This is a genomic window from Nocardioides perillae, from assembly GCF_013409425.1.
Lineage (GTDB): Bacteria > Actinomycetota > Actinomycetes > Propionibacteriales > Nocardioidaceae > Nocardioides > Nocardioides perillae.
In genome coordinates, this window is sequence record NZ_JACCAC010000001.1 from 2,978,970 (window position 1) to 2,991,778 (window position 12,809).

General features: G+C 74.3%; 10 protein-coding genes. 2 read left to right on the forward strand and 8 right to left on the reverse strand.

Annotated elements, in window-relative coordinates; translation table 11 throughout:
* Positions 1–2: 2 nt before the first annotated feature.
* The 7 genes from ilvN to ilvD form a co-directional block, all read right to left on the reverse strand.
* A complete protein-coding gene (gene ilvN, locus BJ989_RS13950) occupies positions 3–572 on the reverse strand; it encodes an acetolactate synthase small subunit (RefSeq protein ID WP_179518706.1) in 570 nt (189 codons plus the stop codon).
* On the reverse strand, positions 569–2,374 hold the full coding sequence (locus BJ989_RS13955) for an acetolactate synthase large subunit (protein ID WP_343049382.1): 1,806 nt from the start codon (positions 2,372–2,374) through the stop codon (positions 569–571). The genes ilvN and BJ989_RS13955 overlap by 4 nt, the downstream gene beginning before the upstream one ends.
* Positions 2,375–2,608: 234 nt before the next feature.
* Positions 2,609–3,289: a 4a-hydroxytetrahydrobiopterin dehydratase gene (locus BJ989_RS13960; RefSeq protein ID WP_179518708.1), complete on the reverse strand. Its 681-nt coding sequence runs from the start codon at positions 3,287–3,289 to the stop codon at positions 2,609–2,611.
* Positions 3,286–3,702, reverse strand: coding sequence for a VOC family protein (locus BJ989_RS13965; RefSeq protein ID WP_179518709.1), 417 nt, complete (start codon positions 3,700–3,702; stop codon positions 3,286–3,288). The genes BJ989_RS13960 and BJ989_RS13965 overlap by 4 nt, the downstream gene beginning before the upstream one ends.
* 44 nt (positions 3,703–3,746) lie before the next feature.
* A complete protein-coding gene (locus BJ989_RS17820) occupies positions 3,747–4,970 on the reverse strand; it encodes an FAD-binding domain-containing protein (RefSeq protein ID WP_179518710.1) in 1,224 nt (407 codons plus the stop codon).
* A 149-nt stretch (positions 4,971–5,119) separates the two neighbouring features.
* Complete coding sequence (locus BJ989_RS13975; protein ID WP_179518711.1) at positions 5,120–6,346, reverse strand: aminotransferase class V-fold PLP-dependent enzyme; 1,227 nt, start codon at positions 6,344–6,346, stop codon at positions 5,120–5,122.
* Between the two features lies 1 nt (position 6,347).
* Entirely contained in the window at positions 6,348–8,075 is a 1,728-nt protein-coding gene (gene ilvD / locus BJ989_RS13980) for a dihydroxy-acid dehydratase (RefSeq protein ID WP_179518712.1), read from the reverse strand.
* Between the two features lie 77 nt (positions 8,076–8,152).
* Between ilvD and BJ989_RS13985 the strand changes: the two genes are divergently transcribed.
* Together BJ989_RS13985 and BJ989_RS13990 are read left to right on the forward strand one after the other, a co-directional pair.
* On the forward strand, positions 8,153–8,932 hold the full coding sequence (locus BJ989_RS13985) for a beta-phosphoglucomutase family hydrolase (protein ID WP_179518713.1): 780 nt from the start codon (positions 8,153–8,155) through the stop codon (positions 8,930–8,932).
* Entirely contained in the window at positions 8,929–11,586 is a 2,658-nt protein-coding gene (locus BJ989_RS13990) for a glycoside hydrolase family 65 protein (RefSeq protein WP_179518714.1), read from the forward strand. The genes BJ989_RS13985 and BJ989_RS13990 overlap by 4 nt, the downstream gene beginning before the upstream one ends.
* Here the strand turns inward: BJ989_RS13990 and BJ989_RS13995 are convergent.
* Positions 11,558–12,712, reverse strand: a complete 1,155-nt coding sequence (locus BJ989_RS13995; protein WP_343049383.1) for a WD40/YVTN/BNR-like repeat-containing protein — start codon at positions 12,710–12,712, stop codon at positions 11,558–11,560. The two genes, BJ989_RS13990 and BJ989_RS13995, sit on opposite strands and share 29 nt — an antisense overlap.
* Positions 12,713–12,809: the final 97 nt, after the last annotated feature.

The following is a 12,809-nucleotide window of genomic DNA, read 5'->3' on the forward strand; positions in this document are numbered from 1 at the left end:
CGTCAGCTGGTGCGCGTCGCGCGGGTGACCGGCGGCGGCGCGGGGATGGGCACCGGGCGCAGCGTCCGCTCGGTGATCGAGCGGGAGCCGCGGCCGATCGCGACCATGCCGGACTGGACGAGCTCGCGGATGCCGAACGGCTCCATCACCCGCAGGAAGTCGGCGAGCTTGTCGGCGTTGCCGGTGACCTGGACGGTCACGGCGTCGGGGGCGACGTCGACGACCTTGGCCCGGAAGAGCTGGACGGCGTCGAGCACCTGGCCGCGGGTCTCGCCGTCGGCGCGGACCTTGACGAGCAGGAGCTCGCGGTTGACCGACGCGCCCGGGTCGAGCTCGACGATCTTGATGACCTCGACCAGCTTGTTGAGCTGCTTGGTGACCTGCTCGAGCGGCGATTGCTCGACGTCGACCACGATGGTCATGCGCGAGACCTCGGGGTGCTCGGTCGGGCCCACGGCGAGGCTGTCGATGTTGAAGCCGCGGCGGCTGAAGAGCCCCGCGATGCGGGCCAGCACACCCGGCTTGTTCTCGACGAGGACGCTCAGGGTGTGCTTGGTGCTCGAGGCGCTCACGCGCGGACCTCCCAGTCGTCCTCGACCTCGAACTGCGGTGCGAGGTCGCGTGCGTACTTGATGTCGTCGTTGCTGGTGCCGGCCGCGACCATCGGCCACACCATGGCGTCGCGGTGCACCCGGAAGTCGACGACGACCGGCTGGTCGTCGATGGCCATCGCCTTCTCGATCGTGGCGTCGACGTCGTCGGGGCTCTCGCACGACAGGCCCACGCAGCCGTAGGCGTCGGCGAGCTTGACGAAGTCGGGGATCCGCTTCGAGTGCAGGTCGGTGTTGGAGTAGCGCTCGTTGTAGAACAGCGTCTGCCACTGGCGCACCATGCCGAGCGACTCGTTGTTGATGATCGCGACCTTGATCGGGATGTCGTTGATCGCGCAGGTCGCGAGCTCCTGGTTGGTCATCTGGAAGCAGCCGTCGCCGTCGATGGCCCACACGGTGGCCTCGGGCCGCCCGACCTTGGCGCCCATCGCGGCGGGCACGGCGTAGCCCATGGTGCCGAGGCCGCCGGAGTTCAGCCAGGTGCGCGGGTGCTCGTACTGCACGAAGTGGGCCGCCCACATCTGGTGCTGGCCGACGCCCGAGGCGTAGACGGCCTCGGGGCCGGCGATCGCGCTCAGCCGCTCGATGACGTACTGCGGGGCGAGCGAGCCGTCGGACGGGGCGTCGTAGCCCAGCGGGTAGGTCTGCTTGAGCCCGGCGAGGTAGGCCACCCACGCCTCGTAGTCGCCGGTGCGCCCGGCGTCGGCCTCGGCCTTCAGCGCGACGACGAGGTCGCTGATCACCTCGCGGCAGTCGCCCACGATCGGCACGTCAGCGTGGCGGTTCTTGCCGATCTCGGCCGGGTCGACGTCGGCGTGGACCACCTTGGCGTGCGGGGCGAAGGAGTCGAGGTTGCCGGTGACGCGGTCGTCGAAGCGCGCGCCCAGGCTGATGATGAGGTCGGCCTTCTGCAGCGCGCCCACCGCCGCCACCGTGCCGTGCATCCCCGGCATGCCGAGGTGCTGCGGGTGGCTGTCGGGGAAGGCACCGAGGGCCATGAGCGTCGTGACGACCGGCATGCCGGTGAGCTCGGCGAGCACCCGCAGCTCGCGGTGGGCGTGGGCGCGGATGGTGCCGCCGCCGACGTAGAGCACCGGGCGGCGCGACTCGAGGATCAGCCGGGCGGCCTCGCGGATCTGCTTGCCGTGGGGCTTGGTCACCGGGCGGTAGCCGGGCAGCTGCAGCTCGGCGGGCCAGGTGAAGGTCGTCTGGGCCTGCAGGGCGGACTTGGCGACGTCGACGAGCACGGGGCCGGGGCGGCCGGTCGAGGCGATGTGGAAGGCCTCGGCGACCGTGCGCGGGATGTCGGCGGGGTCGGTGACCAGGAAGTTGTGCTTGGTGATGGGCATCGTGATGCCGCGGATGTCGGCCTCCTGGAAGGCGTCGGTGCCGATCATCGAGGCCCCGACCTGGCCGGTGACGGCCACCATCGGCACGGAGTCCATGTGGGCGTCGGCCAGCGGCGTGACCAGGTTGGTCGCGCCCGGGCCCGAAGTGGCCATGCACACGCCCACGCGGCCGGTCGCCGCGGCGTACCCCTGAGCGGCGTGGCCGGCGCCCTGCTCGTGCCGCACGAGGATGTGGCGGATGGCGGTGGAGTCCATCAGCGGGTCGTAGGCCGGGAGGATCGCGCCGCCCGGGATGCCGAAGACGTGCTCGGCGCCTGCGCACTCCAGCGACTTGACCAGGCTCTCCGCCCCGGTCACCGCCGCGCCCTGCTCGCTCATCTCGTCCGTCCTTGTCCTCGTGCCGGGCGCTCGCACCCGACCTCGCCAACCCAACAAAAAACCCTCCGGCCGAGTCGGCGAGCGGAGGGGAAGACGCGCAGCTGGGACCCGTCGGGGTCTCAGTCCACGCGTCGCGTGCGTACGAGGAGGTCGTCGCGCATGCGCCTACGGTCGCCGCCGGGGCGATCCGGCGTCAACCATACTGGCACGGTCGTCCCACATCTCGGGACGCGGGTCCCGGCATGTGGTCACCACGGGGCGCCCGACGCCTCAGCCGCGGCCCTGCGGAGTGCACACGCACACCCGGTTGCCCTCGGGGTCCGCCAGCACCCAGTACGCCGGCGCGTCGGCGTCGCTGACGAGGCTGCCGCCCGCGTCGAGCGCCGCCTGCACCCGCGCCTCGGCGTCGGCGGGGTCGACCCACACGTCGGGGTGCCAGGCCTGGGGTGGCTCCCCGGGCTGCGGGTCGTGGGCCGGGTCGGGGGCCTGGAACCAGACGTCGGGCAGGCCGCGCGGGCTGCCGACGACCTCGTCGCGCTCGACCTGCGCGCCGAGGACGGCCGCCCAGAAGCGGGCCTGCTCGGGGCCGCGAGCGGTGTCGAGGCCGAGCTCGACCGCACCGAGGTGCGACGGGTCGGACCGGGCACCGACCTCGGCCGCGAGCGCGCTCACCGCACGGGCGAGGTCGACGTCGCGGCTGGTCAGGCCGCCGACGTCGTGGCTCGTGAGCCGCACGGTCACCGACCCGTAGGTCAGGACGACGTCGGGGTGGTGGTCAGCGGCCTCGGCGGCGGCCCCCACCCGCGCGACCAGGGCCAGGCCGGTCGCGAAGTCGGCGGTGGCGAAGCGTGCCACCAGCTCGGAGCGCAGGTGGCGCCAGTCGGCGAGGCCCGCCGCGGCCACGTCGGGCGCGGTGAGCAGGCGGCGCTGGTCGGAGGTCGGCGCACTCACGGCAGCACCGACTGCCCGATCTCGCCCGGGTTGCAGGCGACCTCCCAGCGGAAGCCGTCGGGGTCGGCGAAGTAGCCGGAGTAGCCGCCCCACGCGCGGTCCTGGCCTGCGGCGACCACCTCGCCGCCGGCGGCCTCGGCGTGCTGCAGCACGCGGTCGACACCGTCGGGTGTCGCGACGTTGTGCGACAGGGTGAGGGGCGGCACGCCACCGGTGGCCACCCGCTGGCCGATCTCCTCCTCGAAGGCCACGCGACTCCACAGCGAGAGCACCACCTTGTCGGCCACGCGGAACATCAGCACCTCGCCGGGCACGTGCACGGCCGGCTCCCAGCCGAGGCCGTCGACGTAGAACTGCCGGGTGGCCTGCAGGTCGGCCACCGCGAGGGTGACGAAGCTCAGTCGCTGGTCCATGGGCGCACCCTGCCAGGCCGGACCGACACGGGCCAGCGCCCGCGTCAGGCGCCGACGGCCTTCCGCCAGGCGCTGAACGAGCGCACCGGTGCGCGGCGCGGTCGCACCAGCCAGGGCCAGGGGTGCTGCTCGACGACGTCGAGGCGGGCGGCGCGGCGCCGCCAGCCCGGCACCGGCGCCCAGGTCGTGGCCAGGGGCGTGCCGGCGAGCTCGGCCACGACCGGCCCGCGGCGTACGACGAGGGGTCGGGTCGCGGCCAGGTCGCCGAGGGTCTCGGCGAGGAACACCAGCCGCTTGCCCGAGAGCCGCAGGCGGGCGAGGAGCGGCTCGTCGAAGCAGAAGACGGCCGGCCGGCCGGGGTCGGCGGCCAGGGCGGGGTCGTCGGTGCCCAGGGACTCGGCGGTGAGCCACACGGCCTCTCCCCCGCCGCCCTCCTGCCCACGCGGCCCGGCCGGGACCTCGTCCGCGCCCAGGTAGGGGCCGTCGACCGGTGCGCCGCGCTCCGCCTCGGGCCACTCCTGCACCGGGCAGGCGTCGCGCAGGGCGCAGCCGCGGCAGAGCTGGGGCGCCCGCTTCTCCACCTGCCACCGGCTGAAGCCGTAGGGCTTGCCGCTGCCGGTGCCGACCGTCCACTGCCAGCCGAGGCGGTTGGCCGCGCGCGAGCCGTCGAGCAGGTGGGTGAAGAAGGCGTCCTCGCCGGCGCGCCAGTCGGCACCGGCGCGCACCGCCCACTGCGAGGCCAGCCACATCCGGGTCTGGTTGACCAGCCAGCCGTCGCGCTCGAGCTCGCCGACGGTGGCCTGCATGCAGGCCATCTCGCGCGGCCAGGGGTCGCGCCAGGGGGCGTCGGTGCGCGGCTGCTCGTAGCGCAGCGACCGACCCAGCTCGTCGCCGGTGCGTGCGTGCAGGTGGCGGGCGTACTCCTGCCACAGCAGCTCGTCGCGGTACTTCCGCCGGTCGCCGGAGGGCGCGTCCGCGACGTGGTCCCACACCGTGCGCAGGGTGAGCAGGCCGTGGCGGACGTAGGGCGAGACCCGCGTCGCTCCGCGCCGCGACGGCGGCCAGACCTCGTTGCGCCGGCGGGCGTAGCCGGTGACGTCGAGCGCGGCCAGGGCCGCGTCGGCGGCGACCTGGCCGCCGCGGTGCCGTCCGGGCCGCACCCCGTCAGGGCCCTCGAGCGTCAGGTCGCCGAGGTGCGCCGCGACCCACGCGGCTGCGTCGTCCGTCGTCGCGCCCTTGCTCGGCGCGGGCGGGGTGGGGAGCTGCACGCCTCGATCGTGCCGGGTGGGGCGAAGCCTGCTCGTGCGCACCGGGGGAGCCTGGCGGCCCCGCTCGACCACCAGGGTGGGCCTGGCGGCCCGGCTCGGCCACCGGGGTGGGCCTGGCGGCCCGGCTCGACCCGCGGAGCGGCCGGCGCTCAGGCGAGCAGGTCGCGGACGGCGGCGAGACCCGTGCGGACCTCGGTGAACGACGTCGACAGCGGCGAGAGGCCGAGCCGCAGACCGCCGGGGTCGCGGTAGTCGGGCAGCACGTCGGCCTGCCACAGCGCGGCCACCACCTCGCGCATCCGCGGGTGCGACAGCGTCACGTGCCCGCCGCGCCGCTCAGGGTCGCGCGGCGAGGCCAGCGCGACGCCGAGGGGCGCAAGCCAGGCGTCGGCGAGGTCGACAGCGTAGGACGTGAGCGCCACGGACTTCTGCCTCACCGCGGGCATCCCCACGGCCGCGAGCAGCCTGAGCATGTCCTGCAGCGCCAGCATCCCGACGATCGGTGGTGTGCCCGACACCATGCGCCGGATGCCCGGCGCCGGCACCCAGTCGGGCCCCATCGCGAACGGGTCGGCGTGCCCCATCCAGCCGGTGACCGGCTGGTCGAGGCCCTCGTGGTGGCGCGCGGCGGCGTAGACGAAGGCGGGCGCCCCCGGGCCGCCGTCGAGGTACTTGTAGGTGCAGCCGACCGCGAGGTCGACACCCCAGTCGTCGAGCGCGAGCGGGACCGACCCGACCGAGTGCGAGAGGTCCCACAGCACGACGGCGCCGGCGTCGTGGGCCACGGCGGTGATCGCGGGCGCGTCGGCCAGCCACGCCGAGCGGTAGGCGACGTGGCTCAGCAGCACGACCGCGGTCCGCTCGCCCACGACCCCGGCCGCGTCGTCGACCGACACGCCTGCGGCAGGGTCGACCTCGATCCAGCGCAGCGTCAGCCCCAGCTCGCGCGCCACCGACGCCGCGACGTAGCGGTCGGTCGGGAAGTCGTCGCGGTTCAGCACCACTTCGGTGCGACCGGGCCGCAGCGCCACCGCGGCGCGCAGCGCCTTGTAGAGCAGCACGGTGGTCGAGTCACCCACCGCGACCTGGCCGGCGGCCGCCCCGAGGCAGGCCGCACCGATCCCGTCGCCGACGACCAGCGGCAGGTCCATCCACGCCTCGTCCCAGCCGCGGATCAGCCGCCCGCCCCACTCCTCCTCGACGAAGGTGCGCAGCCGCTCGCCGGTCACGCGCAGCGGGCGCCCCAGCGAGTTGCCGTCGAAGTAGACCAGCGGCGTCTCGGCCCCGACGAAGAGGTCGCGGTGCGGTCCCAGCGGGTCCGCTGCGTCGAGCCCGGCGGCGTACGCCGGGTCGGTCGGGTCGGTGGGAGGGGCCACCTCAGCTCGTGATTGCGCCGTGGGCGGCGGACTGCACGACCTTGGCGTACTTGCCGAGGACACCGCGGGTGTACTTCGGCGGGCGCGGCGCCCAGCCCTCGCGGCGGGTCGCGACCACGTCGTCCCACGACGAGCCGTCGGCGGGCTCGACCTCGAGCAGCCGGTTGGCCACGTCGAGGGTGATCCGGTCGCCGTCGGCCACGAAGGCGATCGGACCCGCGTCGACGGCCTCGGGCGCGACGTGGCCGACGCACAGGCCGGTCGTGCCGCCGGAGAAGCGGCCGTCGGTCAGCAGCAGCACGTCCTTGCCGAGGCCGGCGCCCTTGATGGCACCGGTGATGGCGAGCATCTCGCGCATGCCAGGTCCGCCCTTGGGGCCCTCGTAGCGGATGACCACGACGTCGCCGGCGACGATGCGGCCCTCGGCGAGCGCGTCCATCGCCGCCCGCTCGCCGTCGAAGACCCGGGCAGTGCCGGTGAAGACCGACTCGTCGAAGCCGGCCGACTTCACCACCGCGCCCTCGGGGGCCAGCGAACCCTTGAGGATCGTCAGGCCGCCGGTGCGGTGGATCGGCCGGTCGAGCCCGCGCAGCACCTCGCCGTCGACGGCGGGCGGCGCGATCTCGGCGAGGTTCTCGGCCATCGTCTTGCCGGTCACGGTCAGGACGTCGCCGTGCATGAGGCCCGCGTCGAGCAGCGCCTTCATCACGACGGGGATGCCGCCGACCTTGTCGACGTCGTTCATGACGAATCGCCCGAACGGCTTGAGGTCGCCGAGGTGCGGCACCTTGTCGCCCACCCGGTTGAAGTCGTCGATGGTCAGCTCGACCTCGGCCTCCCGGGCGATCGCGAGCAGGTGCAGCACGGCGTTGGTGGAGCCCCCGAGCGCCATGACGACGGCGATCGCGTTCTCGAAGGCCTCGCGCGTCATGATCTGGCGTGCGGTGATCCCCCGCCGCAGCATGCCGACGACCGCCTCGCCGGAGCGGTGGGCGAAGCCGTCGCGGCGGCGGTCGACCGCGGGCGGCGCGGCGGAGCCGGGCAGCGACATGCCCAGCGCCTCGCCGACCGAGGCCATCGTGTTGGCGGTGTACATGCCGCCGCACGCGCCCTCGCCGGGGCAGATCGCGCGCTCGATGCGGTCGACCTCCTCCCGCGTGATCTTGCCCGCCAGGCACGCGCCGACCGCCTCGAAGGCGTCGATGATGGTCACGTCGTTGCCGTCGACCTGGCCGGGCATGATCGAGCCGGCGTAGAGGAACACTGAGGCCAGGTCGAGCCGCGCCGCGGCCATCAGCATGCCGGGCAGCGACTTGTCGCAGCCGGCGAGCAGCACCGAGCCGTCGAGCCGCTCGGCGTTCATCACGACCTCGACGGAGTCGGCGATGACCTCGCGCGAGACCAGCGAGAAGTGCATGCCCTCGTGACCCATCGAGATGCCGTCGGAGACCGAGATGGTGCCGAACTCCAGCGGGTAGCCGCCGGCGGCGTGCACGCCGTTCTTGACGGCCTTGGCGAGCCGGTCGAGCGAGAGGTTGCAGGGGGTGATCTCGTTCCAGCTCGACGCGACGCCGATCTGCGGCTTCTCCCAGTCGTCGTCACCCATGCCGACGGCGCGCAGCATGCCGCGGGCGGCGGTCTTCTCGAGACCGTCGGTGACGTCGCGGGAGCGGGGCTTGAGGTCGGGCTGCTGTGCGGGCCCGTCGGTCCCGCCGGTGCTGCTGGTCATGGGCGCCAGCCTAGGTGGCCCCACCGCCGCCCGCGCCCCGGTCTCAACCGTGCGCCCGCGCGACCTAGCCTGGAGGGGTGAACCCGGAGACCCCTGCTCCCCCGTCCTCGCGCGTCGACTGGTCCAGCGTCGACGCGGTGCTCTTCGACCTCGACGGCGTGGTGACGCCGACCGCCGAGGTGCACATGCGTGCGTGGACCGAGCTGTTCACGACGTGGCTGGAGCAGCACCGCGAGGACCCGGCGTACGCCGGGGCCGACCTCGGGCCGTACACCGACGGCGACTACTTCGCCCACGTCGACGGCAAGCCGCGCTACGACGGCGTGCGCGACCTGCTCGCCTCGCGCGGTGTCACCCTCCCCGAGGGCACGCCCGACGACCCGCCGAGCGCCGAGACGGTCTGCGGCCTCGGCAACCGCAAGAACGACGCCTTCAACGCCGTGCTCGCGCGCGACGGGGTCGTGGCCTACCCCGGCTCGGTCGCCCTGCTCGACCACCTGCGCGAGCGGGGCCTGCCGCTCGCGGTCGTGTCCTCCTCGGCCAACGCTCCCGCCGTGCTGGAGGCGGCCGGGCTGCTCGACCGCTTCGCCACCGTCGTGAGCGGTGCGGTCGCCGTCGAGCTCGACCTGCCCGGCAAGCCCGCACCCGACACGTTCGTCCACGCGGCGCGCGTGCTCGGCGCGGAGCCGGACCGCGCGGTGGTGCTCGAGGACGCCGTCTCCGGCGTGCGCGCCGGGGTCGCCGGCGGTTTCGCGGTCGTCGTCGGCGTCGACCGCGGCGCGGGCGACGCGCTGGCCGCCGCCGGGGCCCACCTGGTCGTCGCGGACCTCGCCGAGCTCGTGGGGCCCGGCGCGTGAAGCGCGGCTACGACCCGGCCGACGACCCCGACCCGCTCGACCGGGGCCGCTTCCCGGTGGACCCGTGGCGGCTGGTCGAGACGGCCTACGACCCCGCTGACCTCGGCGTCACCGAGACCCTCTTCAGCGTCGGCAACGGCTACCTCGGGATGCGTGCCAACCCCGAGGAGGGGCGCGACGCCCACACCCACGGCACCTTCGTCAACGGCTTCCACGAGACCTGGGACATCCACCACGCCGAGTCGGCCTTCGGCTTCGCGCGGACGGGCCAGACGATCGTCAACGTGCCCGACGCCAAGGTCGTGAAGATCTACGTCGACGACGAGCCGCTGATCCTCGGCACGGCCGACCTCGAGCACTACGAGCGCTCCCTGGACTTCCGCGACGGGGTGCTGCGGCGCAGCCTGGTGTGGCGCACACCGGCCGGCAAGCGGGTGCGGGTGGAGTCGACCCGGTGCGTCTCGATGGTCGAGCGGCACCTCGCGCTGATCACGCTCGAGGTCGAGATGCTCGACGGCGACGCGCCGGTCGTCATCTCCTCGCAGATCCTCAACCGGCAGGACGGCGAGGACGAGTACCACGTGCCGGCCGCCGCCATGGGCGAGGGCGTGGACCCCCGCAAGGCCAGCCGCTTCACCGGTCGGGTGCTGCTGCCCCAGGCCCACACCGTCGACGGCGGCGACGACCGTGCCCGCATGCTGCTCGGCTTCCGCACCGCCCGCTCGGGCATGACGATCGCCGTGGCCGCCGACCACGTGCTGCGCACCGACGACGCGGTGGAGTGCGTGCGCAGCGCGGAGCCCGACCAGGCCAAGGCGGTCTACCGCGTGGCGGCGACCCGTGGCCGACCGGTCGTGCTGCACAAGTTCGTCAGCGTCCACACCTCCCGCGGCGTGCCCGTGCGTGAGCTGTCCGACCGGTGCGACCGCACCCTCGACCGCGCGCGCCGGCACGGCGTCGAGCACTACCACCGCGCCCAGCGGGAGTGGTACGACGCCTGGTGGGAGGACGCCGACGTCACCCTCCGCACCACCGGGGCCGACCCGGGCGCCGGCTCGGTGCACGCCGGCGAGGAGCGCGGCCACCTGCAACAGGCGGTCCGATTCAACCTGCTGGCACTGGCCCAGGCGAGCGCTCGCGCCGACCAGCAGGGCGTGCCGGCCAAGGGCGTGACGGGCTCGGGCTACGAGGGCCACTACTTCTGGGACACCGAGGTCTACGTCGCGCCCTTCCTCACCTACACGCGCCCCGAGGTCGCGCGCAACGTGCTCCACTTCCGCCGCCGGATGCTGCCCGCCGCGCGTGCCCGCGCCCGCGAGATGGCGCAGAGCGGCGCGCTCTTCCCCTGGCGCACCATCAACGGCGAGGAGGCCTCGGCCTACTACGCGGCCGGCACCGCGCAGGTCCACATCGACGCCGACGTCGCCTACGCCCTCGCGAAGTACGTCGACGCCACCGGCGACACCGGCTTCCTCGTGCGCGACGGGGTCGACGTGCTCGTCGAGACCGCGCGGATGTGGACCGAGCTGGGCTTCTGGCGCACCAACGGTGAGCCCTCCTTCCACATCCACGGCGTGACCGGCCCCGACGAGTACACGACGGTGGTCAACAACAACCTGTTCACCAACGTGATGGCGCGCCTCAACCTCGAGCGCGCCGCGGACGCCGTCGAGCAGGTGCGCGACCTCGACCGCGCGGCGTACGACCGGGCGGTGCACCGCCTCGACCTGCGCCCCGGCGAGGTGGAGGAGTGGCGCCGCTGCGCGGCCGGGATGACCATCCCCTTCGACGAGGGGCTGGGCATCCACCCCCAGGACGACCACTTCCTCGACCGCGAGGTCTGGGACCTCTCCCGCACCCCGAGCGAGCTGCGCCCCCTGCTGCTGCACTACCACCCGCTGGTGATCTACCGCTTCCAGGTGCTCAAGCAGGCCGACGTCGTGCTGGCGCTCTTCCTGCAGGGCGACCGCTTCACCCCGGAGCAGAAGAAGGCCGACTTCGAGTACTACGACCCGATCACGACGGGCGACTCCACGCTGTCCGCCGTCGTGCAGTCGGTCATCGCCGCCGAGGTGGGCTACCACGAGGTCGCCCTCGACTACTTCCACCGGGCGGCCTACGTCGACCTCGCCGACCTCCACGCCAACACCGTCGACGGCCTGCACATCGCGTCGGCCGGCGGTGTGTGGACCGCGCTGGTGGCCGGCTTCGGCGGCATGCGCGACCACGGTGGCCGGCTCCACCTCGACCCCCGGCTGCCCGTCGGGTGGGAGGAGCTGCGCTTCCGCCTGCGCTGGCGCGGCAGCAGGCTGCAGGTGACCGTGCGCGAGGCCCACCTCGACCTCGAGGTGCTCGAGGCCGGCGACGAGGCGGGCGTGGTGGTGGACGTGCGCGGCACCGACCACGAGGTCGCGCCCGGACGACCGGTCTCGCTCGACCTCGACGGGCACGGGCCGCGCCAGGACGGCACCCTCGGCACCCGCCCGCTGATCGGCGGACGGCGCGCGGACGGCAGCCGGATCACGGCCGGGGTGCCCGAGCCGGCCCACCGCGACCTGCACGACGGGCACCTGCCGCGACCCGACGTGCCCGAGGAGCAGACCGCCTCGCACGCCGGGCCGCGGCTCAGCAGCGAGCCGCCCGCAGGCACATGACGTCGGGGAGGTCGCGCGCGACCTCCCGCCAGCGACCCCCGTCGACCGACAGCCAGACGCTGCCGTTGCGCGCGCCCAGCCACAGACCCGACCGCTCGTGGTCGTCGGCGGTCATCGCGTCGCGCATCACCCCCACCCAGAAACCGTCGGGCAGGCCCTCGTCGTGGGCCGCCCAGGTCGCACCGGCGTCCGGGGAGCGCCACACGCGGGCGCGCCCCTCGGGCGGGAAGCGGCCCTCCCCGCCGCCGAGCGGGAAGACGTGGACGGTGTCGGGACGGTGGGGGTGCACCACGACCGGGAAGCCGAAGTCGCTCGGCAGCCCCGCGGCGATCGACGCCCACGAGCCGCCCTCGTCGTCCGAGCGGTAGACGCCGCCGTGGTTCTGCAGGAACAGCCGCTCGGGGTGCGCGGGGTGGCGCGCCACCTTGTGCACGCACTGGCCGAACTCCGGGTAGTGCGCGCCGTCGGGGAAGAACTCGGCCTTCAGGCCGCGGTTGCGCGGCTCCCAGGTCGCTCCGCCGTCGGTGGTGGCGTAGACCCCGCCGGTCGAGATCGCCGCCACCAGCCGGTCGGGGTCGGTCGGGTGCGGCAGCAGGGTGTGGAAGGCCTGTCCACCGAAACCCTCCCCCCACTCCGCGCGGTGCGGGTGGTCCCACAGCCCCCGCACCAGCTCCCAGGTCTCGCCGTCGTCGGTCGAGCGGAACACCGCGCCAGGCTCGGTGCCGGCCCACAGCTCGCCGGCCCGGGCACCGGGCTGCAGCTGCCACACGCGCTCGACCGAGGCGTCGACGTCGTCGGGGAAGCGTGGGACGCCCGCCTCGACCCACGTCTCACCCAGGTCGTCGGAGCGCACCAGCGTCGGCCCCAGCCACGACGACGCGGTGGCGGCCCACAGCCGCGGCGGCCCGCTGTCGGACGGAGGCGTGACGAGGCAGGCGTAGACCTCCGTCATGGCGGCGTGGGGACCGCTCCACGCCCACGCCGCGCGTGCCCCGTCGGACCGGCCGACCCACAGGCCCTTCCGGGTGCCCACGAGCACCACCGTGTCCTGCCCCGTGCCCTGCTCCGTGCCCTGCCCCGTGCCCTGCTCTGTGCCCTGCCCCGTGCCGTGCTCTGTGCCGTCCACCGTGCCTCCTGCTCGCCGTGCCCTGCCGCCCGCCGTCCGGCCGACCGTAGTGGTGACCACCGACGGCGCCCAGGGTCATCGGTCGCGTCGTAGCCAG

Bases quoted from the DNA above. Each gene is read 5' to 3' on its own strand.
- BJ989_RS13965 (WP_179518709.1), bottom strand. From the start codon at position 3,702: ATGGACCAGCGACTGAGCTTCGTCACCCTCGCGGTGGCCGACCTGCAG.
- ilvD (WP_179518712.1), bottom strand. From the start codon at position 8,075: ATGACCAGCAGCACCGGCGGGACCGACGGGCCCGCACAGCAGCCCGAC.